This is a genomic window from Phytohabitans aurantiacus, assembly GCF_027923225.1.
In the GTDB taxonomy this organism is placed as follows: domain Bacteria; phylum Actinomycetota; class Actinomycetes; order Mycobacteriales; family Micromonosporaceae; genus Phytohabitans; species Phytohabitans aurantiacus.
The window spans coordinates 231,265-253,480 of the sequence record NZ_BSDI01000007.1 but is presented as its reverse complement, the minus strand read 5'-3'; the positions used below and the strand labels follow the sequence as shown (position 1 = coordinate 253,480).

At 68.1% G+C, this 22,216-nt stretch carries 15 protein-coding genes and 1 pseudogene; 8 read left to right on the top strand and 8 right to left on the bottom strand.

All coding sequences use genetic code 11. The annotated features are described in order from the left end of the window. Positions 1 to 329 precede the first annotated feature (329 nt). The 6 genes and pseudogenes from QMG73_RS08865 (at position 330) to QMG73_RS08840 (ending at position 9,491) form a co-directional block, all read left to right on the top strand. The gene (locus QMG73_RS08865) at positions 330 to 4,727 is read left to right on the top strand and encodes a glycoside hydrolase family 3 C-terminal domain-containing protein (protein WP_281893686.1); all 4,398 of its coding nucleotides are present in this window, start codon (positions 330 to 332) and stop codon (positions 4,725 to 4,727) included. Positions 4,728 to 4,838: 111 nt separating this feature from the next. Next, on the top strand, positions 4,839 to 5,780 hold the full coding sequence (locus tag QMG73_RS08860) for a PaaX family transcriptional regulator (RefSeq protein ID WP_281893684.1): 942 nt from the start codon (positions 4,839 to 4,841) through the stop codon (positions 5,778 to 5,780). A 109-nt stretch (positions 5,781 to 5,889) separates the two neighbouring features. After that, a pseudogene (locus QMG73_RS08855) lies at positions 5,890 to 6,351 on the top strand (carbohydrate-binding protein); the annotation flags it as partial. Beyond that, complete coding sequence (locus QMG73_RS08850) at positions 6,352 to 7,428, top strand: glycoside hydrolase family 53 protein (protein ID WP_407676773.1); 1,077 nt, start codon at positions 6,352 to 6,354, stop codon at positions 7,426 to 7,428. Between the two features lie 138 nt (positions 7,429 to 7,566). Beyond that, positions 7,567 to 8,097: a SigE family RNA polymerase sigma factor gene (locus QMG73_RS08845; RefSeq protein ID WP_281893682.1), complete on the top strand. Its 531-nt coding sequence runs from the start codon at positions 7,567 to 7,569 to the stop codon at positions 8,095 to 8,097. Next, positions 8,094 to 9,491, top strand: a complete 1,398-nt coding sequence (locus QMG73_RS08840; protein ID WP_281893681.1) for a hypothetical protein — start codon at positions 8,094 to 8,096, stop codon at positions 9,489 to 9,491. The genes QMG73_RS08845 and QMG73_RS08840 overlap by 4 nt, the downstream gene beginning before the upstream one ends. Before the next feature lie 63 nt (positions 9,492 to 9,554). On the opposite strand, the gene QMG73_RS08835 is transcribed toward QMG73_RS08840, so the two are convergent. The 3 genes from QMG73_RS08835 to QMG73_RS08825 form a co-directional block, all read right to left on the bottom strand. Continuing rightward, positions 9,555 to 10,016: a PPOX class F420-dependent oxidoreductase gene (locus QMG73_RS08835; protein ID WP_281893680.1), complete on the bottom strand. Its 462-nt coding sequence runs from the start codon at positions 10,014 to 10,016 to the stop codon at positions 9,555 to 9,557. Between the two features lie 241 nt (positions 10,017 to 10,257). After that, a complete protein-coding gene (locus QMG73_RS08830; RefSeq protein WP_281893679.1) occupies positions 10,258 to 12,420 on the bottom strand; it encodes a glycosyl hydrolase in 2,163 nt (720 codons plus the stop codon). Between the two features lie 29 nt (positions 12,421 to 12,449). Then, positions 12,450 to 13,799 (bottom strand): extracellular catalytic domain type 1 short-chain-length polyhydroxyalkanoate depolymerase, encoded by a 1,350-nt coding sequence (locus QMG73_RS08825; protein WP_281893678.1) that lies wholly within the window; start codon positions 13,797 to 13,799, stop codon positions 12,450 to 12,452. Positions 13,800 to 14,110: 311 nt separating this feature from the next. Between QMG73_RS08825 and QMG73_RS08820 the strand changes: the two genes are divergently transcribed. Continuing rightward, the gene (locus tag QMG73_RS08820; protein ID WP_281893676.1) at positions 14,111 to 15,094 is read left to right on the top strand and encodes a phosphotransferase; all 984 of its coding nucleotides are present in this window, start codon (positions 14,111 to 14,113) and stop codon (positions 15,092 to 15,094) included. Here the strand turns inward: QMG73_RS08820 and QMG73_RS08815 are convergent. The 5 genes from QMG73_RS08815 to QMG73_RS08795 form a co-directional block, all read right to left on the bottom strand. Beyond that, the gene (locus tag QMG73_RS08815; protein WP_281893674.1) at positions 15,076 to 16,494 is read right to left on the bottom strand and encodes a cellulase family glycosylhydrolase; all 1,419 of its coding nucleotides are present in this window, start codon (positions 16,492 to 16,494) and stop codon (positions 15,076 to 15,078) included. The two genes, QMG73_RS08820 and QMG73_RS08815, sit on opposite strands and share 19 nt — an antisense overlap. 13 nt (positions 16,495 to 16,507) lie before the next feature. Then, entirely contained in the window at positions 16,508 to 17,782 is a 1,275-nt protein-coding gene (locus QMG73_RS08810; RefSeq protein WP_281894366.1) for a carbohydrate-binding protein, read from the bottom strand. A 16-nt stretch (positions 17,783 to 17,798) separates the two neighbouring features. Further along, positions 17,799 to 19,172, bottom strand: a complete 1,374-nt coding sequence (locus tag QMG73_RS08805) for an RICIN domain-containing protein (protein WP_281894365.1) — start codon at positions 19,170 to 19,172, stop codon at positions 17,799 to 17,801. A 192-nt stretch (positions 19,173 to 19,364) separates the two neighbouring features. Further along, positions 19,365 to 20,414 (bottom strand): LacI family DNA-binding transcriptional regulator, encoded by a 1,050-nt coding sequence (locus QMG73_RS08800; RefSeq protein ID WP_281893672.1) that lies wholly within the window; start codon positions 20,412 to 20,414, stop codon positions 19,365 to 19,367. A 62-nt stretch (positions 20,415 to 20,476) separates the two neighbouring features. Further along, on the bottom strand, positions 20,477 to 21,046 hold the full coding sequence (locus QMG73_RS08795; protein ID WP_281893670.1) for a dihydrofolate reductase family protein: 570 nt from the start codon (positions 21,044 to 21,046) through the stop codon (positions 20,477 to 20,479). A gap of 197 nt (positions 21,047 to 21,243) precedes the next feature. Here QMG73_RS08795 and QMG73_RS08790 point away from each other — a divergent pair, with 197 nt between their 5' ends. After that, positions 21,244 to 22,215, top strand: a complete 972-nt coding sequence (locus tag QMG73_RS08790; RefSeq protein WP_281893668.1) for a MetQ/NlpA family ABC transporter substrate-binding protein — start codon at positions 21,244 to 21,246, stop codon at positions 22,213 to 22,215. Position 22,216: the final 1 nt, after the last annotated feature.

The following is a 22,216-nucleotide window of genomic DNA, read 5'->3' as shown; positions in this document are numbered from 1 at the left end:
GTCAATCCGGTGCCACGGGTTTTTACGTCTCGGAAAACGTATTCCAACATGGTTGTTTCGTATAGTCAAGACTCTCGATCAGGGAGATCCTTTGAGGCGCGTGGGTCGCGGGTCGCGGCCCACCAGCGCAAAGACCGGCCTCGACGCACCTCGTTGACACTTTCCGTTACCTGGATCAAACTACCTGACACATCCGGCTCCCCGGGGAGTCGAACCGCTTCGATACTTGGATGCGTTTCAGGGCCACATCGGCACAGAAAGGTGCGCCGAACATGAAGCAGCCCCGACGGTTGTTGTCCCGATGGAGTCCAGGAACCCTTCGGAGAGTCTTGGTCGGTCTGCTGGCGGTACTGACGCTGACGGTCGGTCTCGCCCCCGCCACTCCCGCCGGCGCGCGGACGCCCGGTGCTGACCTGGCCGCTTCGGGTGCGAGGGCGTACGCCTACCCGTTCCAAAACCCGGCGCTGAGCCCGGATGCCCGCGTCCGCGACCTCGTCGCTCGGCTGACCCTCGACGAGAAGGTGAGCCTGCTGCACCAGTTCAGCGGCGCCATCATCCGCTTGGGCATCCCGCAGTTCCGCACCGGAACCGAGGGACTGCACGGGCTGTCCTGGTTGGGACGAGCCACCGTCTTCCCGCAGAACACCGGGTTGTCGATGACGTGGAACCCGGCGCTGATGTCGGAGGTGGGCGGCGTGATCGGGCAGGAGGCGCGCGCCTACAACAGCGTCGACGCCCGGTTCAACGGTGTGGACATCTGGGCGCCGGTCGTCGACCTCGCGCGGGATCCACGCAGCGGCCGCGGCTCGGAGAGCATGGGCGAGGACGCCACACTGGCCGCCATCATGTCCACGGCGATGGCGCGGGGCATGAAGGGCAACGACCCCCTCTACTACCAGAGCATCCCGACGCTCAAGCACTTCGCGGCGTACGGGCAGGAGGCCGCCCGCACGTCGTACTCCGCCAACGCCACCCCGCGGAACCTGCACGAGTACTACTTCCGCGCCTTCAAGATGGGGATCGAGTCGGGCGCCGCCAACGGGATGATGACCTCCTACAACCTCGTCAACGGCAAGCCCACGATGGTCTTCCCCGAGATGATGTCCACTGTGTACAAGGACTGGGTCCCCGGCGGCTACGGCAAGGGCGCCTTCTTCAACGTCACCGACGCGGGGTCACCGAGCAACCTGTTCAACTCCAACGGTTACTACCCCAACAGCGAGGTCGGGCAGGCCGCCGCGATGGCCGACTCGATCAAGAACGGCGTCGCGGTCATGACGCCGAGCGACACCGACACGCCGAGCACCCGCCGCTGGATCTACGAGGCGCTCGCCTACGGCATGGTGAACGAGGCCGACATCGACAAGGCGATCCACGGCATCCTGTTGGTACGCCTGCACGCCGGCGACCTGGACGCCCGGCCGACCAACCCGTACAAGGCGCTGAACAAGCGCAACGCGCTGACCACCACCGCGCAGAGCGCCGTGGCGGCCAAGGCCGCGCGGGAACAGGTCGTGCTGCTCAAGAACCAGGGCGGCATCCTGCCCCTGGACAAGTCCACGCCGGGCCTCGCGCTCGTGGGTCCCCTCGCGGACGAGAACTCAACCGACTTCTACGCCGGCACCTACCCGTACACGACCTACATCAAGGACAAGGTCGCGGCGAAACTGACCGGTGGGGCGAACGCGCTCGCCTTCAGCCGCGGCCTGAACGTGGTCGGCGTCCAGGTCGTCGACGGCAGCGGCGCGCCGGACGGCAAGTTCCTCGCCACGGGCGACACGCCTGGCGCGGCGTTGACCGGTTCCGCCACGTCGGCCGAGGATCCGAAGGCGCGGTTCTACGACTACGACTACGGATACAACAACCACCTGCTTCGGTCGGTGGCCACCGACCGCTACCTCGCCGCCCGCGGGGCCGGCAACACGGTGATGGCCAACGCCGACCCGCCGGGCTACGAGGGCGCGAACCGTTCCAGCCAGCAGTGGACGACCGACCAGAACCTCGGGATCGTCGGCCAGTCCGGCAACACCGTCTCGCTGCGCTTCGCGAAGAGCACCGGCTGGGTCGAACCGACGGCGACGCCCAACGTGTTCGTGAACACCGCCGAGCCCTACGCCGTCCAGCACAACGGCTCGGCCAGCAGCCCCAACCGGCAGTTCCAGCTCGTCACCGTCACGGACGGCATCGCCGACGCGGTCGCCAAGGCGTCCGCCGCGCCGGTGGCGGTGGTCGCGGTCGGCGACCAGCCGCACCTGACCTCGCGCGAGACGCGGGACCGGCTCAGCACCGCGCCCGACATCAAGCTGCCACCCCACCAGGAGCAGCTCGTCGCCGCCGTCGCCGCCGCCAATCCGAACACCGTGGTGGTGATTGTCGGCAGCTACCCGTTCGACCTGCGCGGCATCGCCGCGAACCCGAACGTGAAGGGCATCGTCTACACCAGCCACGCCGGCCAGGAGCTCGGCTCCGCCGTCGCGGACGTGCTCTTCGGCGACTACGCGCCGGCGGGCCGGCTCACCCAGACCTGGTACCCCGGGCTCGACGCCCTGCCTGCCATCTCCGACTACGACATCATCAAGGGCAAGCGCACCTACTCGTACCACGACGGCGGTGTCACGTACCCCTTCGGTTACGGATTGACCTATACGTCGTTCCGCTACGCCAACCTGGCGGTGAGCCCGGCCTCGGCGGGTAACACCAGCGATCCGGAAATCTCAGTCCGGCTCAAGGTGACCAACACCGGCGCGGCGGCGAGCGACGAGGTCGCCCAGGTGTACGCCAGCTACCGGCCCTCGCCCGACTCCCGCGTGAAACACCCGAAGAAGCAGCTCATCGGTTTCGAGCGAATCCATCTGGGCCCGGGGGAGTCCAAGCGTGTCACGGTCGAGGCCAAGCTCTCCGACCTCGCGATCTGGGACGTGTCACGGAGCCGCTTCTTCGTCGAACCCGGCACCTACACCATCAGTGTCGGCCGCTCGTCGGCCGACGCCGACCAGCTCGTGTCACGGAATCTGACCGTCACCGGTGACCCGATCCCGGCTCGCGCCCTGAGCCGCGTCACCCCCGCCGCCACCTTCGACGACTACTCGTTCACCAGCCCGACCGCCGCGGGGCCGCAGGCCGACGTCGTGCCGACCTCGGTCAGCGAGGACGACTCGTACGGCATCCAGGCCCGGAAGGAAGGGGCGTGGGTCAAGTACGCCAACGTCAAGGTCAAGGACGACGCGGCGGGCCTCACCGTCCGCGCCTCCAACGCGAACACCGCCGCGTCGAACATCGCGGTGTGGAGCGGTGAGCCGAGCGTCGACCAGAACGGCACCCGGGTCGGCACGATCACCGTGCCGCCGACCGGCCATGCCCAGACGTTCGTCAACGTCGGCGCCGAACTTGCCGAGTTCTCGCGTCGCACGACCGACCTGTACCTCGTGTTCCCGGACGCGAACGTGACAGTCAAGTGGATTCGCCTGGGAGCGGTGACGCCGGCGAGCGAGGCCGATGTCTCGATCACCTCGAACCACTTCAACTCCAGCGCATCCACGTCATTGAGCCGGGCCAGGATCCAGAGCCCGGCGACGATCGATCAGCGTGCGGCCAGCCTGCTGCTGGAGGCGCCCTTGCGGGGCACCGGTACCGTCACCGCTCCGCCGACCTGGACAGTGACCGCTGATGACGGCAGCCCCACGACGCTTGCGACAATCAACAGCTCCGGTCAGCTGACGGCGTCCGGCACGGCCGACGGGACCGTGCGCGTCACCGCCACCTACGCCACGCCGGGCGGAACGGCCGCCGCGGGGATCACCGTGACGCTCAAGAACCAGACCGTGCCCGCGGGTACCGTACCCAGCGCGATCATCGTCCGCAGTGGACACGACTCGCGCCCGCCGGACATCTCGTGGGGACCCAACCAGTTCTCCCGGTTCGGCGCGATCGACCGGCACCGCGGCTCGCTGATGCTCTCTGCGGTCACCTATCCGTTCCCCGCGACGGCTCGCCCGGTGACCTGCGAGCTGACGGACAAGAACGGCCGGCCCACCAACCTCGCGGAGATCACCGCATCAGCGGCGGGTTTCATCGAAGGCCAGAGCTCCGGCAACAACAACCGCGCATGGAACTGCACCATCCGTGCGACGGGCGCCGGTGACGGTGAGGTCTACCTGAAGGCGTCGACGGAGAACGGCCTGTCCTACACGACCCGGGTCGTGATCCAGGGGCAGGCCGACGCGAACGCGTTCACCGTCCGGCACGAGGCCGAACTGTTCGACGACGCCGGAAACATCGGCGGCGCCGCGTCGAACCTGCGGGCCGACAATGTCCACGGCGACGATGTGGGCCTGCAGCTGAACCGGATCCGCAACGGCGACTGGGCGGCGTACCGCAAGGTCGACTTCCGCGGCGCCTCGCGAGCCAACCTGACCGTGGACTACGTCAAGGTATCCACCGAGCCGGCCACCATCACCGTCAAGGCCGACGATCCGGTCAACGGCACCGTGCTCGGCAGTGTGACCGTCACCGGCGACCACAACCTGGACTCTGCCACCGACTACCAGAATCCGGTCCACCACTGGCGGCAAGCGACCGTGCCGATCACCGCGGTTTCGGGGGTGCACGACCTGTACTTCGTCTTCGAGGTCTCGCCGAGGATTCCGGATACCGACATCTCGAACACCTATGGCGCGGTCGCCGGCTGGCTCGACCTCGGCATCAACTGGTTCCGGATCACCAAGTGACTCAGCCGCCGGCGCGCAGCCCGATCCTGAACCTGACCCCAAGAGGTGTGTCAGTTAGTGTTGCTGTGGTGCATCTAACTGTCAATCGACGACCCGCGCCGGGAGTCAACCGTGGTACGCCCGTTCAGCATCGAGGAGATCTTTTCCGACCTGGAATCGACGCGGTTGGTGCCGCGTCGGCAGGCCGCCGGCTCTTCCCTCGGCCTGGCGGTGACGCTGATCGCCGACTACACGTGGACCACGCGCGCCTGGCTGCCGTCCGCGGCGATCGTGGCGCTGCTTGGCGAATTTGGTGTGACCAGCGGTGCGTCGCGCACGACGATCAGCAGGCTGGCGCGCCGCGGCGTGCTGGAGGGTAGCCGCCGCGGGCGCCACAGCTGGTATCGCCTGACCGAGTCGGCGGCGACCGGCCTGGGGTACGGCAGCGCGATCGCCGACTTCGCCGCGCGGACCGACGCCTGGGACGGGTCGTGGACGGTCGTCTCGTTCTCCTTGCCCGATCAGGAAAGCTCGCAGCGGCGCGCTCTCCGCAGGCACCTGCGCTGGAACGGCTACGCGCTGCTGTACGACGGGGTGTGGGTGTGGCCGCATCCGTTGACAGCGGACGCGCGCGCCGAGCTGGCGCGGGTGGCGCTCGGCTCGATCACGGTGTTCCGCGCGCAGCACCTGGAGCTCGTGGCGGACGCGAACCGCAGCCCCGTCGAGGCGTGGGATCTGCCGGCGATCGCCGCGCGGTACGAGGAGTTCATTGGCCGCTGGGGCGGGCTGCTGCCGCGGATCGCCGCCGGCGCTGTCACGGGCGCCGACGCGGTGCGGGCCCGTACCGAGGTGATGGACGTGTACCGGCGCTTCCCGGTCCTCGACCCGATGCTTCCCGTCGAGCTGATGCCGGCCGACTGGCCGCGCGCGCGGGCGCGGGAGGCGTTCGTCGCGGTATACGACGGGCTGGCCGGGGCGGCCGAGCGGCACATCCGGGCCGTGGTGGAGCGCGCCGCCGACGAGTCGTACGGGGGCATCCGGGCGCACACCTTTGCGGAGATGAGCGTCGATTGACAGTTTGATGTCCGACAGCAAGACTGTCTGATGCAAACCAGGTCGGGTTGGAGTGCTCACACCCGCCGGCGCGCCCGACCCATCACCACCTACGAATGCGGGAAGAACGATGAAGTGGTCTGGCAAGATTTCGATGATCGCGGGTGTGGCCACGGTGCTGTCCGGCACGGCGGTCGTGCTCAGCCTCGGCGCGCACGCCGCGACGAACCGGTACGAGGCGGAGTCGGCGCCCGCGGTGTGTGACGGTTGGGTCGCCTCCAACCACGCCGGTTACTCCGGCAGCGGCTTCTGCGACAGCACCAACGCCGTGGGAGCCACGGTGCAGTTCACCGCCAACGCGCCAGCCGCCGGCACCGCGACGCTGGCCATCCGATACGCCAACGGCACGACCGCGAACCGGAGCGCCGACGTGGCGGTCAACGGTAGCCTCGTACAGGCCGGGCTCGGGTTCGAGGGCACCGGCGCGTGGACCACGTGGGTGACCAGGAGCCTGACGGTGCAGCTGGCCGCCGGCGCCAACACCGTACGGCTCGCCGCGACGACCGCCAGCGGGCTCGCGAACATCGACTACCTGGAGGTCACGACGACCGACGGTGGCAGCCCCAGCCCGACCACGACCAGCGCCAGCCCGACCCCGCCGGTCAGCTCGATCATGCAGGGCGCCGACGTGTCGACCCTGCAGCGCGCCGCCGACCTGGGCACGAGGTTCTACACCGCGAACGGCACCCAGGCCGACCCGCTGGACCTGCTCAAGAGCGCCGGCGCCAACTACGTGCGGCTGCGCATCTGGAACAACCCGCGCAGCGGCTACAACAACAAGGACAAGGTGCTGCAGTACGCCCGCACGGTCAAGGCCAAGGGCCTGCGGCTGATGGTCGACTTCCACTACTCCGACACGTGGGCCGACCCAGGTAAGCAGTACAAGCCGGCCGCGTGGGCCAGCCACGGCATCAGCCAGCTGCAGACCGACGTCTACAACTACACCTACGACGTGTGCACCAGCCTGAAGGCGCAGGGCACCGTGCCGGACAGCGTGCAGATCGGCAACGAGATCCACAACGGCATGCTGTGGGACGACGGCCGGGTGTCCAACGGCTACTACAACCTGGGCCTGCTGCTCAAGGCCGGATACAACGCGACGAAGGCGTGCAACAGCGGCACGCAGGTGGTCATCCACACCGCGAACGTGGAGAGCGGCGCCCGCGGCTTCTACGACGGCATCCGCGCGCAGGGCGTGCAGTGGGACGTCACCGCGCTGTCGTACTACTGCATGTGGCACGGCAGCATGTCGAACATGGGCAACGTCGTGCGCGACATGCGGTCCCGGTACGGCAAGCCGGTCATCATCGCCGAGACGGCGTACCCGTACACGACCGCCAACGCCGACAGCACCGCGAACGTGGTGACCAGTGGCTGTTCGGGGTACGCGATCTCGCAGTCGGGGCAGCAGGCGAACTTCGCCGCGGTGCAGAACACGGCGCGGGGCGCCGGCGCCAGCGGCATCTTCTACTGGGAGCCCACCTGGTACGCGGTGCCGGGCAACGGCTGGAATCCGACCGACATCAACAACTCGGGCAACGAGTGGGACAACATGGCCGTCTTCGACCGCAACGGCCGCATCAACCCCAACATCCGCTGGCTCCCCTAACTACCCGCGACCTTCAGGGCGTCCCTCAAGTCGTTAGAGCGACTTGAGGGACGCCCTGATCACGCTCAACCTTTTCTGGCCGGATAGCGTCTTACCCTCCATGATTAGCCATGATCGACATCGTCCGGTGGGGCGCGGATGACATCTGACGACGCTTCGTTCCGGCAGTTCGTGACGCGGCAGTGGGAACCGCTGAACCGCACCGCGTTCCTACTGACCCGTGATCGCGCGCTCGCCGAGGACCTGGTGCAGTCGGCGCTGGAGAAGACGCACCGGCACTGGCGGCGTATCGAGCGCACGGATGCGCCCGAGGTGTACACGCGCCGCGTCATGATCAATACCGCGATCTCGTGGCGGCGCCGCCGGAAATGGGCGGAGGTGCCGCTGCTGCCCAGCGACACGGGCGGCGTGGCCGACCCGTACCGTCAAGCGGACAACCGGAATCTGCTGCTGCCGGCGCTGCGCCGGCTGCCACCGCGGACGCAGGCCATCCTGGTCCTGCGCTATTTCGAGGACCTCAGCGAGGCGGATATCGCCCGCGTGCTCGGCTGCTCGACCGGTTCGGTCAAGAGCCAGGCGTCGCGCGGCCTGGCTCGCCTGCGGGAGCTTCTGCAACGGGAAGAAACGACTGAAAACGCCCGCACGACCCTGCTCGGAGGCCTGGCATGACAAAAGATCTCGAATTGGCGCTGCGGGAGTCGTTCGCGAGCGACGCGGAAGGCGTGACCGGGCCCGCTGACCCGTGGCCGGGCTTCACCAGCCGCGAGGCCAAGCACCGCCGGACCCGCCGGGTCCGTACCGTCGTCGCCGCCGGCGTGCTCGGCGCTGTCGTCGGCGTCCAGACGAACGTCGTGCCGCTGCCAGGGTGGGCCCCGGGCGTCGCGGTCGCCGGGCGGTCGCCGCAGTTCCGCGACGCGCCCACCCGCGGCAGCCTCGCCGGTGACCTGGCCTGGCAGGCGGGGCTGCGGGAGCGGATCCCGGACCTGGCCAACCGGGAAGGACTGTGGGAGGTCGCCGACCGCGAGGACATCCACTTCATCTACGCCGGGGAGATTCCCAACCGGCGGATGGCCGTCGCGCTCGTCCCGTTCCGGCTGGGCATCATCACCAGCTGGAGCCAGATCTACTTCGAGGGCCCGCCCGCGGCGGCACCGGAGCGGATGGAGGTGGCGGCGTACGAGGATGTCGACATCCCGGTGCTGACCTGGTCGAACGGCGATGACGTCGACGGTGGGACCGCGATCGTCATCGGACCCCCGGGTGCCACGGTCTCGATCAGCGCCGGCTACGAGTACACGCCGGCCGGCACGATCAAGCGTCGCGTGCTCAGCACGGGTCAGGACGGCGTGGCGACGGCGGTCCTGCCCGCCACCCCGCGCGACCCCGACCCGTACGCCGTCGTGACCGACCAGGGCCGGGTCATCTTCGAGGGGAGCATGGCCACCGGATGGGGCACGACGCGTGACACCACTGCCGACAAGCCGACCGAGGCGATCCTCGCGCAGGCCAGCAAGGGCGCTCAGGGCCAGCCGATCGACACCGCGACGCTCATGAGCTTCGTCCAAAGTGGACTGGATGACAGCCAGCTGTCCATACAGGACGTGACGCTGCGGGTCTGGTGGTCCGGCCGCGTAAACGGCAAAGCCGCCGCGCTGTTCACCCTCCAGCCACGCGGTGGTGGGGTCATCGCGTACGCCATGCACGGTGAGGCGACCGGCTGGCGCACCGACCTGCGGCTGCTGCTGCCCGCGGACGGCGCCTACAGCCGGCCGCTGGCCTGGCGGATGCGCGCCGACGGCGGCGACAATGCCACGAACGTGGTCCACGTCGTCGCCCCGCGCGGTGCCGCACGGGTCACGATCACGGCCGGTGCCGGCGCGCCGGTGACGGTGCCCACCGACCCGTCCGGGCTCGGCACCGCCACCGTGCCACCGAACCAGGCCGCGACCGTGACGGCGCTGGCTGCCGACGGCACGGCGATCGCCACCACGCCACTGCCCCCGTTCGAGCAGCGGTCGGACGGGCTGCCCGGCTCGACCCGCGGCACCCGGATCGTCGACTAACGCCAGATGGTCAGGGCGTCCCTCACGTCGCCGCGGCGACCCGGGGGACGCCTTGGCCCAGTCTCAGGACGGGGCGAGGTGAGGCGGGAATCCGCCCGTGGCGATCGGACCCCACCGCTCGATGTCGATGCGGATCAGCGACTTGTTCTGCCGGACCATCGCCTCCCGGTACTCGTTCCAGTCCGGGTGTTCGCCGGAGATGCAACGGAAGTACTCGACAAGACTGTCCAACGCCTCCGGCATATCCAGCACCTCGGCGTGCCCGTCGGCCTGTACGTATGGTCCGTTCCAATCGTCCGAGAGCACGCAGATCGACACCTGCGGGTCTCGACGTGCGTTGCGTGTCTTGACCCGATCCGGGTACGTGGACACCACGATCCTGCCTTCGGCGTCCACGCCGCAGGTCACGGGAGACATCTGCGGCCGGCCGTCGGACCGGGTGGTGACCAGCAGGCCCCGGTGACGCGGCCGCAGAAACTCCAACAGCGTGGACCGATCGACGCGCTCGGCGGTGGCGATTCCCATGGGCTAATCGTGGAAGCCTACTGCCCCTCCAGGAGCAGCAGTTCGCCACCGACGTCCGTTCCACCAGCACTACCCGGACGGAGTCGATTTAAGTCCACATAGGAAGACCTCGTCGACGCCTTGCACCGGCAATGGCCCGTGACTGGTTGTGTAGCCGCGAAGGGTGAGGCCGCGGGAGCAGCGGTCTTGACCGCGACGGGCGTCGCGGTAGCTCAGAGCTTGGTCTTGAACGTGACCCTCATCAGCGAAGCATGCGTTCCAAGGCGGTGAGGAATGCTGCTTCCTCCGTGGTGAAAGCCTTGCCGATCTGGCCCGCCAGTTGGGCTTCGAAGACGTCCAGTATGCGGTTCCGCGCCTTGCCGGTATCCGCGTCCTTCGCCGCGGCCAGCTTGTCGTTCAACCTCGTTGCGACGTGCGGGTTGGAGCTGAAGTCGGCCACCTGCGCCATCAGCGAGGCGAATGAGGCCCTGACCGTCCGGAAGCTCAGGGTGTTGGCGTCTTCCATGTTGCCGAAGTTGTCCACCGCCCGGAACCGCAACTCATGGCGACCGGCGCCGGAAACCACAACCGGGGCGGTGTACTGGATCCAGCCGGCGTCGTCGAGGGAGTACCAGATCGCCTCGACGCCCTTTCCGTCACCGTCGTCGGCGGTCAGCGTCAGCGTCGGTCCGCCGGGCAGGGACCGGCCGTTCACCAGCGCCGGGGCCAGTGACACCGCCGTCGTCGGGGCGGTCACATCGGGTGTGTAGAAGTCGAACTCGCCCGCCATCGTGATCTGGTCACGGTATGCGCCCGTCACCGGGTTGGCGTCGCCCGTGCCGCCGGACTGGCGCCCCTGCCACGTCAGCGCGTACGAGACGTACTTGAGGTATGGGTATTTCTGCTCGTCGCCGCAGCTGGTCGCGAACCGGTCGTGGATTTCCTGGATCTGCGAGTTGCCTTCGGTCATGGCGACGATTTTGCGGTCCGCGCGCGCCTTCTCGGCCAGATAGTCGAACGACGAGCAGAACAGCTCGAGGATCTTTGCCTGCTGACCGTTGTACGGGTGGTACGAGTGGCCGTTCGCGCCGCCAGACTCCCAGTAGTTGTCGATTCCGTAGATGTCGACGAACTCCGAGCCCGGGAATCCCTGCTCCCATTTGCGCATCAGGAGCTTCTTCCACTTGCCGGAGTCGACCCAGTCGCGGAACTCGGCGGTGCCGAGCGGGACTCCGGAGTAGTTGAGGGCGATCGGCTCATCCCAGTGGAAGGACGTTTCGGTCAGCGTCTGCGCCTCGTCGTACTGCGCCTGAAGGTCCGCGTGGGCGGTGGCTTTGACGGCAGCCGACCACGTCTTGCCGTCGATGTACCTGTCCAGCAGGGCCTTCAGGTCGGGGGCGCCCTTCAGATCCTGGTACAGCACGGACGGCTCGCCCAGGCGCGAGCGGTCCGGCGAGATCGCGTACAGGAAGTTGTGGACGCCGTTCGCCATCAGGTAGGCCTGAAGCTGCTTGTAGAGCCGCACGAACTGTTCATACGTGGTGGGCTGGAATTTCCGCTCCATGTCGTCGACGCCCCACCAGAACCAGTCGCCGGAGTGTTCGTGGTACGGGCGGAAAATCATCGGTACCGGCGTCCCGCCGTTGGCCGCGGTCACGTCTTCGTTGAACTCGACGATCGCGTGCATGCGGGCCTCATAGCGGCTGTGCAACTCGCCACCGGGCAGGACGTAGCTGGCCGCTGTCTGGTTCATGTCGGTCGGCACCATGCTGTGCCCCGGCCAGGTGCCGGGGGAGTACAGGTTGGCGCCGTAGCCGCCGTAGGTGACGGGGTTGGTCTCGTGCCAGGACACCGTCACGATGGATCCGTGCCGGTACGACTCGACGACCCACTGGACCAGGTCGTCCCAGGGGTAGCCGTCGACGTTCAGGCCGTCGTAGCCGTAGAAGGGGCCACGGCCGCTGGCGGGGTACTTGGCGGGCCGGGACGTCGCACCGTCGATCATCGGCCCGAACTGTTCGAACTCACCCTTGAGTTCGAGATAGCCGATGTCGATTCCCTGGACCGCGGCGTGCTGGCCCCAGGTCTGCTTCGTCGCTGAGTTGTCGTCGTGACGGTCTCGCGTGCCGACGAATGCCGTCGCGGTCGCGGGAACGCCGCTGTTTCGGGTCTGGGGTGCGGTCGCTCCGGTGTATCCGATCGCCATGTCCATCTGGTGGCCGTACATCCACTGCTTGCCGGACAGGGCGTACATGTTTTTGAAAAGCGCCACCGTCTCCGGCGTCGCGTCCGGATCGACCGGCCGGATCCGCGCCGCCTCGGACTCCGGCAACCCTGGGCTGGCCGAGGCGGGCTCAGCCGGTGTCGTATGCGTCGCGACGGTGAGGCCGCTGGCTGTCAGGGCGAGGGCGGCCGCGAAGGACATGACTCGCCTTCCTGTGTCGATGGGCTTTTTCATGACGACGTCGTGATCTCGAGGTAGTCAATGTTGGGTAGGCCGTTGGCCGTGGTGGGGTTGAGCCGGATCGTGTTGCCGCCCGCGTTCAGCGTCACGGTCAAGGTCTTGGTCATCCACGTGGACCAGGCACCGGTGCCCTCGAACGACGGCGTCTGCACGGTCGCGCCGTTGACGATCAGCGACGCCGGCCGCGCGGTGGTGACCCCGTTGGCGAACCGGACGCGCAGGGTCGCCGTCCCGGCCGCGGGCGCGTTGACCGCGAACTGCGCGTAGGCGCCCGCCGCGTTGCCGCCATTGCAGAACCCGCTGCCGGAGTAGCCCGACCAGTTGGAATCGATGGTGCCGGTGCATACCGCCGGCGACGCCTCCGCCTCGTACCGGGTGGTCGACCCGCCGGGCGGCGGGGAGCTTGGCGGTGGGCTGGTGGGCGGCGCCGCGTTGAGGCCGAAGAAGCGGATCGCTTCTGTGGCGTTGATCGGCAGGTTGTGCCCCACACCCTGCATGCTGATCGCCTCGACCGGCGCCTGCCCACCGGTGCCGCCATAGCGGGTGCGGGTCTGGCCGGATCCGGGCGAGTCGGTGAACACTGGCGTCTGGTTCAAACCGTGAACGTTCGTCCACTGCTTGATCTCTTCGGTGAAGTTCGGATACCGCAGCGCGTCGTCGTTGGTGCCGTGCCATAGCTGCATGCGTGGACGCGGCCCGGTGTAGCCGGGGTACGCGTTGCGCACGGCGTCGCCCCACTGCTGCGGGGTGCGGATGATCTGGCCGTTGGCGCACTCGGTGCTCCACTCGGAGCCGCCGGTCGTCCGGAAGCACGTGTACGGCACGCCCGCGAACGCGGCGCCCGCGCGGAACACGTCCGGGTACAGGGCCAGAAGCACGTTGGTCATCATCGCGCCCGACGACATGCCGGCGGCGAAGATCCGGTTCGGGTCGACGTTGTACCGCGACTGCACGTAGCCGACCATCGACCTGATGCCCACCGGGTCACTGCCACCGCCGCGGGTGAGCGCCTGCTGGGTGTACACGTCGAAGCACTGCGAGCTGCGGTTCGCCGTCGGGTAGATGACGATGAACCCGTGCCGGTCGGCCAGCTGCGCGAACTGGGTGTCGCGGTGGAACACCGGTCCCGTACCCGTGCACCAGTGAAGCGCGACCAGGAGCCCGGGGCGGGCCTGGACGTTGTCGGGCACGTACAGGTGCATGCGTAGGTTGCTGGGATTGGTGCCGAAGTTGGTCACCTCCGTGAGCGTCGCCGCCGACGCGGGCGACGCGAGGAACATCAGTGCGCTTGCGGTCAGCGCTACCACCGCAGCGAGCAGTCCTTTTGCGCGCGTTCTCATGAGGCCTCCGAAAGCTGTGCACATAGTGCTTTGATCGAAGGCTGCGCGGCGCCCAGTCGATGGCAGTGTCGAGGGGATCCACGGTCGCCACAAGGACGTCGTCGCGCCGCCGCGCCCGGCGGTCGCCTTCGCGCGCCGGGCGGTCTTCCCCCGCAGGTCATCGCGGTATCGAACCTTGTCGGTTGACACTCCAGCTTATCTGGGCAACACTTTGTGACACATCTTGGTGCTACGAGTGCCTGTGCCGTTCCGCGCGGGGATCGGCACAGGGGCTTGTCGGCATCGGCCGGTCCTGTGATGAGATACGGCGCATGATCGAATCGCAGGCGCCCGTGTTGGAGATGTTGTGGGAGCCGCACGACCCTCGCCACGCGCTCGACGAACGGTTCGGCTTCAGCGATGGAGGGTCGGCCGGCCGCTGGGTCGCCACGATGCTGGACGAGCACTGGGGCATTCGCATCGAGTCCTGCGAGCGGATCGTCATGAGCGGGGGCAACGCGATCGCCTGGGTCGGCGCGCCGTCCGGCCGACTGCTCGCGAAGTGGTCGGTCGTGCAGGAGCGTTTTCCACGGTTGGCGGCGACGGCACGTCTCACGCGCTGGCTCCACGGCCGGGGATTGCCGGTTTCAGCGCCGGTTCCCGCACGAGACGGCCGCCTCCAGGTCGAGGTCGACGGTGTCTCGATGGGCCTGCAACGCGAGATCGTGGGCGACCTCCTCGACATCGCCGATCCCAACCAGGTGCGGGCGGCCGGAGCGGCACTCGCCCGGTTGCAGGACGCGCTGGCCGCGTACCCGGGCGCCGATCAGATTGCCGCGCTCGCCGTTTCGTCCAAGCCGTTGACGGCTCGGGTCACCGACTGGCTCGACTCCCGCGCCGACCACCTGCCGATGGCGGCTCGTGACACGCTGCGCGGGCTGGTCGCCGCCGCGCCGGCCGACCGACTTCCGCGCCAGCTCGTCCATTTCGATATCCGCTCCGCCAACATCTTGTGTGCCGGCGGTGAGGTCGCCGCGATCCTCGACTTCGAGGAGGCCCGGCACGATTACCGAATCGTCGAGCTGGCGCGCGCGGCGGTCCTGCTCGGCACCCGCTACCACGACTGGGGGCCGGTGCCGGCCGGGGTTCGCGCGGAATTCCTTACCGGCTACCGGTCCGAGCGCCCACTGACCCCGGCCGAGGCGGGCTGGTTGGACATCCTCCTGCTCTGGCAAGCCCTGGCGATGGTGCCGGCCGGCGACGACCCGACCGGATGGGGACAGTCGGCCTTGAGCTCTTACATCAAGTCCAGGTAGTCGAGGTTCGGCAGACCGTTGGCTGTGGTCGGATTCAGCCGGATCGTGTTGCTGCCCGTGTTTACGGAAACCACCACCGTCTTCGTGGTCCAGCCGGTCCAGGTGCCCGTACTGTCGAACGACACGCTCTGCGCCACCGACCCGTTCACCACCAGGTCGGCCGGCCGTGCTCCGGTCGTGCCGTTGGCGAACCGGATCCCCAACGTGGCTGTACCCGCACTCGTCGCGTCGATCGTGAACTGGGCGTACGCCCCGGTCGCGTTGTCGCCGTTGCAGAATCCGGTACCTGAGTATCCCGACCAGTTCGAGTCGATGGAACCCGTGCACACCGCCGGGGAACTCTCCGCCTCGTACCGGGGTGTCGTCGGCTTGTCGGAGCCCCAGCCGTGCTTGAGGCGGTCGGCGCCGGTGGAGTTGCGGATGCTCACGCTCAGGTTGGTGCCGCTGCCCTGGAGCGCGAACATGGAGTACCAGTCGTAGTTCTGTCCGGCGGTGATCTTGCCGCCCAGCGCGGGCCAGTACACCGAGCCCATGCGGAGGTCTCGTAGGGAGTCGGTGTCGGCACGAAGGTACCGGACGAAGTTGTCGGTGCCGCTCGCGTTGTTGTAGTTCAGGCCGGTGTCCATCGGCGCGCCGAACTCGGTCAGGATCGCACGCGAGGCGCAGTTGCCCAGCCGCTCCCGGAAGCTCTGGGTCCAGCCCGCGTAGTCTTTGGTGCCGTAGAAGAACGCGTAGTGGTGGTAGGAAAGCAGCGTGCCGTTGAGGCGGCTGTCGGCGCAGATCGGCCTGATGTCCTGGCTGTATCCGGTGCCGCCGACGAGGATCCGGTCCCTGGGGATCGACGGGCGGGCGTTGATCCATGAGGCGGCGAGGTTCGTCCACTCGGATGTGCTGTAGCCGTGGGGTTCGTTCATCGGCTCGAAGTAGACCAGGCCGTTGGAGCCGTACTGGGTGGTGACGGTGTTCCACATCGCGTTGAAGGCGGCTGCGTTGGTGATCCGGCCGCCGGACGCCGCCGCGTCCTCCCAGTAGGCGAGGATCACTTTGAAGCCTTTGGCGGTCGCGGCGTCGATGGTGCCCCGGTAGGCGTTCCACCACGACGAACTGACGGTGTGGGTGTTGACCGGCAACCGGACGGTGTTGACGCCGAGCTGGTTCGCGAACCCGTTGTAGACGGCGTCCGCCTTGGCCCGGACGGTCGCGTAGCTGTCCGACTGGTTCAGCCCGTCGAGGACGAGGGGGACCTTCTTGAAGTTGTCGCCCGGCACAGCCCAGTTCACGCCCCGGAACTGGCTGGTGTCCGCGCTGGCCGGTGAGGCGCTGGAAAGGACGACGACCGGCAACACGGCCAGTGCGCTCAGAACGCTAACCAGTACGCGGCGGGAACGGGTGGGTGGCATGACGTCGATCCTTCTACCGGACGTCGATGGCGTCGACGTTCGGCAGTCCAGCCGCCGTGGTGGGGACCAGCCGGACGGTGTTGCTGCCGGCGTTCAGCGCGGCGGTCAGGGTCTTGGTGGACCATGCCGTCCACGTGCCAGTGCTCTCGAAGGACACCGTCGCGACCGTGGATCCGTTGACGACAAGGCTCGCCGGGCGCGCGCCGCTGCCGCCGTTGGCGAACCGGACGCCGAGCGTGGCCGTGCCCGCCGCGGTCGCGTTCACCGTGAGTTCGGAGTAGGCGCCGAGCGCGTTGGTGCCGTTGCAGAACCCGCTGCCGGAGTAGCCGGCGTGGTTGGAATCGATGGTGCCTTGGCACACCGCAGGCGAGGTTTCCGCCTCGTACCGTTGCCCCGCCGGCACATCCGAGCCTGGGACGAACTCCCATCGGGTGTTGGAGCCGGCGGCGTCGGATGGGAGGCGGTCGCGGGCGGCGGTGTCGCCGTACATGCTCCAGCGGGCCCAGTCGACGACGGTGGCGGGGAAGCGGTTGTCGCTCCAGAAGCTGGTGTGGCTGCCGCCGACGAAGGTCAGGAACGCCTTGGGGGCGGGCATCTCCGTGTACGCCTGGCGGGCCGAGGAGTACCCCGTGAGGTCGTCGCGGTCGCCGTGCACGAACAGCACCTTGGCCTTGACCGAGCTGGCCGGGTTGCCCATGTCCACACAGGACTGTGGGTTGGCGGAGATGATCCGGCTGTCCGGCCAGGAGGTGAGCAGGCCGTGCGTGGTCATGCCGCCCAGGGAGTGTCCGGACACGCCGACGCCGATGCTGGTGTTGATGCGCCCGGCCAGTGGTCCGCTGCTGTTGAGCGCCAAGGTGCGGGTGATGATTTCCGAGACGTCCCGGGAGGTGTTGCCGTTGTTGACGTCGCTGACGTTGTGCTGGAAGTGCGGGGCGGGGACGATGAAGCCCGCCGCGGCCAGCGCCCTGATGATGAACAGGGAGTTCTGCGGGCTGCTCTGGTAGCCGTGGGTGAAGTTGTAGACGGGGAAGACGCCGGCGGCGGCCTCAGCGTTGGTGACCGGGTTGCCGCCGGGGGTGCCGGTGGCCGGGTAGTACACGTAGGTGGTGCACGGGCGGCTGCCCCGCGTCCAGTCGTACCGGCGTACGCCTACCCGAAACGGGGTGGTGGGCGCGGTCGCCAGAGCACTGACCGAGGCGTTCGCCTGCCAGGTACCGAGCAGGGCCGCGCCTCCCACGGCCGCCGCGCCCGCGGCGCTCACCTTGAGAAACGTCCGTCTTTGCATCGACACGATGACTCCCTCAGGATTGGGTTCTTGTCCATTGCTGGTTGGTGCCGGTGCCGCAGATGTACTGCTGGATGTCGGCGCCGTCGGCGGTGTTGGCGTCGACCACGTCGAGGCACTTGCCGCTGTGCCGCGCCCGCAGCTGGAAGTAGCTGCCGGTGGCGACCCACTGCCACTGCTGGTTGGTGCCACTTCCGCAGGTGTACTGGATGACGTTCGCGCCGTCCGATGTGGACGCTTCCGACACGTCGAGGCACTTGCCGGAGTTCTGGTTGACCAGGCGCAGGTAGCCGCTGCCGGCGTCCTGGAACTCCCACTTCTGGTTGCCGCCGCCGTTCCACGGGTACTGCTTCACCTCGGCGTTGTTGGCCGTGGAGTTGCTGACCACGTCCATCACCTTGCCGCTGTGCCGGGCGGTGACGCGGTACGAGACGGGGGTGTTGCCGCTGACCGTGCCGGTGGCGGTGTCGATGGTGATCGACGGGTGCCAGCTCAGGCTCATGCTCGTGCTGGACGGGAAGGAGATCGGCAGCCACACGTACTGCGAGTCGTTGACCGGCCCGTTCCAGGCGCCGGCCCAGCGGTCGCCCAGGTAGAGGTAGCTCGTCGTGGAGGTGCCCTGGATCGGCAGCACGTACGCCGGCTGCGAGCTGAACGTGGTGCTGTTGCCGACGTTGGTGAAGCCGGTCCACGGGCCGGAGATGCTGGAGGCGGTGGCGTACTTGGCCTGGTTCGGGTTCCAGTTGGTGGCCCCCGAGGTGAGCAGGAAGTAGGTGCTGCCGCGTTTGAACATCGCTGGCGCCTCGCGGATGGCGTTGTTCCAGAAGTTGCCGACCAGGCTCGCTATGTTGAGGTAGTCGGCGGTGAGCCGGTATATGTGCAGGTCGCGGTTTTCGTCCGCGGCCGAGATCATGTATGCGGTGCCGCCGTCGTTGTAGAGCGTGATGTCGCGCGACATGTGCCCGAGCGGGCGGAAGCTGCCGTGCCAGGTGTAGTTTCCGTCCACAGTGGCCGATGACGCGACCGCGGCCCGGGCTTCGCTGTAGTTGGACCCGTTCTCCTTGTGCATCCACATTACGTACCGGCCGGTGCTGGCGTTGTAGATCACCTTCGGCCGTTCGATGTTGGAGACTCGTAGTTCGGTGGCTGATGCCTGGGTCAGGACGTTGTTGCGAAATTCCCAGTTTTTCAGGTCGGTGGAGCGGTAGACGGAGACCGCGCGGAAGGTGTTGTCGGCGTTGCGGTTCTCGCCGAACCAGTAGTAGTAGCTGTCCACCTTGAGCACGCCGCCGCCGTGCGCGTGCAGCACGTTGCCGGCGGTGTCGGTGAACTGTGTGCCGTTGGTGACGGCGACGGGTGCCGCCTGCGCGGGAGTGGCCGGTACAGCCATCACGCCGACCGCCAGGGCGAGCACCGCGCCAAGCGCCAGCGGCCGCTGCTTGTATCTCACGTCGCGTCCCTCCAGACGAAGCCATCCATAGCGGCGACGGTCATCGATTGACAATTAGCTGCCCGACAGTAACACACTTCGACATACCTGGATGCAAGTGCGACTGTTGATCAAGATCGAGACTGGCGCCGACTACGCTCCGGGCAGGCCAGGGGTGCTGTCGCGCAGGACCACCTCGGTCGGGACGTGGACGACCTCGGGAGTTCCGCCGGCGAGCGCGGCGCGGACGGCCGTCAGCCCGACGTCGTGCAGCGGCACCCGCACGGTGGTCAGCGGCGGCGTGAGGTCGACCGCCGAACCGATGTCGTCGAAGCCCGCAACTCCGATGTCCCGGCCGGGGATGAGGCCGGCGTGCCGGAAGGCGGTCATCGCTCCGATGGCCATCATGTCGTTGACCGCGAAGACCACGTCGGGACCGGCGCCACCCTCGCCGATGGCGCGGGCGCCCCGCACGCCGCCTTCGCGGGTGAACGGCACCTCGATCGAACGGCATGCGCCGGCGTGGATGCCGGCCTGCCGCAGTCCATCCAGGAAGCCCGTGCGGCGGTCGTGCGAGGTGCGGATGGCGTCGGCGGCATGGATGACGCCGAAGGTCCGATAACCCCGGTCGACGAGCGCCAGCGCCAGTTGTTTGGCGCCGCCGTGGTTGTCGATGGCCAGGGTGGCGAAAGGTAGGTCCTCCTGGCTGATCATGGCGACCCGGCCGCCGGCGACGCGGTACGTCTCCAGTTCGTCGACGAGCGCGCCGCGGGTGTGTGACCCTTCCACGCGACTGCCCGCGATGACGATCACCCGCGGGCGCTGGCCGCGTAGGGTGCGCACGATCCGCAGCTCGAGGTCGGGAGACCGGTCGGCCACGGCCATCGTGACGATGAGACCGGCCGCTTCGGCGGCTTCGATGACACCGGCGGCGATGGAGGAGAAGTACGGGTCGTCGATGTCGCTGACCACGAGGGCCGCGGTGTTGGTGGAGCCCCTGGCTATGGCCTGTGCCGACAGGTGTGGCGCGTAGCCGAGCTTGGCGGCCGCTGCCCGCACGCGGGTGACGTTGTCCGCCCGGACGCTGCGGTCGCTGCCGTTGAGGGCGCGCGAGGCGGTCGCGTAGGAGACGCCAGCCTCACGCGCGACGTCGTGCAGCGTCACTGGTCTGCGCCTGGCGGGCAGGTGCGAGGCGTCGTCCACCTGGATCATTGTGCCACCGGCGGTCGCGGCATCGTGGTGCGCGCGCTCGGAGGTAGCCGGGCCTACGCCGGCGCGAGCCGGTAGTGCGAGACCACGACCTGGCCGTCGAGCGCCCGCGAGTCGACCAGCCGCAGGTTGTGGCGGTGCTCGGGATGCGCGAACAGGGGCCGGCCGCCGCCGAGCACCACCGGGTGTACGGCGATGTGGTACTCGTCGATGAGCCCGAGCTCGGTCAGGGCCGCCGCGAGCGCGGCGCCCCCGGTGAGCAGCAGGTCGCCGCCGCCCGGCCGGGCCTTGAGGGCCGCCACTTCCTCGGCGAGGTTGCCGGTGATGACGCGGCTGGTCCACTCGTCGCCCTGATAGGTGCGCGAGAAGACGATTTTCGGGGTGGCGCGCCAGAACGGCGCGAAGGCGGCGACGTGCGGATCGTCCGAGATGGACTCGGCGTTCGGCCAGAACCCCACCATCATCTCCCACACCGGACGTCCGAACAGCAGCGTGTCGACGCCCTTGTCCAGGCCTTCCGAGTACGCGGACAGCTGCGGGCCCATGACCGGCCAGTCGAACTCGCCGTTGGGACCGTCGATGAACCCGTCGACCGACGTGTGCACCCAGTAGATGATCTTGCTCATGGTTCGCCTCCTCGTTTCCTGCGCGGTCACCGGTAGGTCGGAGCCGACCACCGGCTCTCGACACACGGCACCAAGATTTTTTGGCGCGGGATCAGGGGCGGCTGGGCCCGGAGAGAGACGCAGATCCCATTTTACCTACCGGATAGGTAGGTTATTGTGGGATCTTCGTTTCCTCGATCAACTTCCGGAGCAGTGTGATGTCCGAGCCGAAACCGTCCGATCCGCAGCAGCCCGCGCCCTCCGACCAGCCGGTGCTGCCCGCCAGGCAACGCGGTCGCTGGCCGTGGCTCGCGGCGGCCGCCGCGGTCGTCGTCGCGGTCGGGGTGGTCGTCGCGATCGTCGCCAACAGCGGCGGATCCGACGAGGCGGGCGACGCCCAGACCGTTCGCATCGGTGTCGCCGACGCGTCCCAGCCGTACTGGAAGACCTACACGGACCTGGCCAAGCAGCGGCTCGACGTGACCGTGGAACTGGTCAACTTCGGCGACTACAGCCAGCCGAACCCGGCGCTGAAGGAAAAGCAGATCGACCTGAACCAGTTCCAGCACATCCAGTACCTCGCCAACTACAACGTCACCGCGGGCGACGACCTCCAGCCGATCGGCTCCACCGCGGTGTACCCGCTGCCGCTGTACTCGCTGAAGTACAAGGCGCCGGGCGAGGTGCCGGCGAACGCCAAGGTCGCGATCCCCAACGACGCCATCAACCAGGCGCGGGGCCTGCTGGTCCTGCAGGCCGCGGGCCTGCTCACGCTCAAGGACGGCGGCAGCGCCTTCTCCAGTACGTCGGACGTCGTGACCAAGAAGGTCGACGTGGTGACGCTGGACGCCTCGCAGACCGCCGGCGCGCTTCAGAGCGGATCCGTGGCGGCGGCGATCGTCAACATCAACTACGCAACGAGTGCGAAACTGCCCAAGTCGGCCGTGGTGTTCCAGGACGACCCGGCCAGCGCGAGCGCGGCGCCGTACGTCAACATCTTCGCCTCCCGGGCCGCCGACAAGGACAATCCGACGTACCTGAAGCTGGCCGAGCTGTACCACGACCCGGCCGTGGAGAAAGGGTTGCAGGAGTCCAACGGCGGCGTCGCGGTCCTCCGCACGGTGTCGGCGGCCGACCTGCAAGCGCTGCTCAAGACGGTGCAGGACCAGGCCGTCGCGGCGGGCAAGTAGT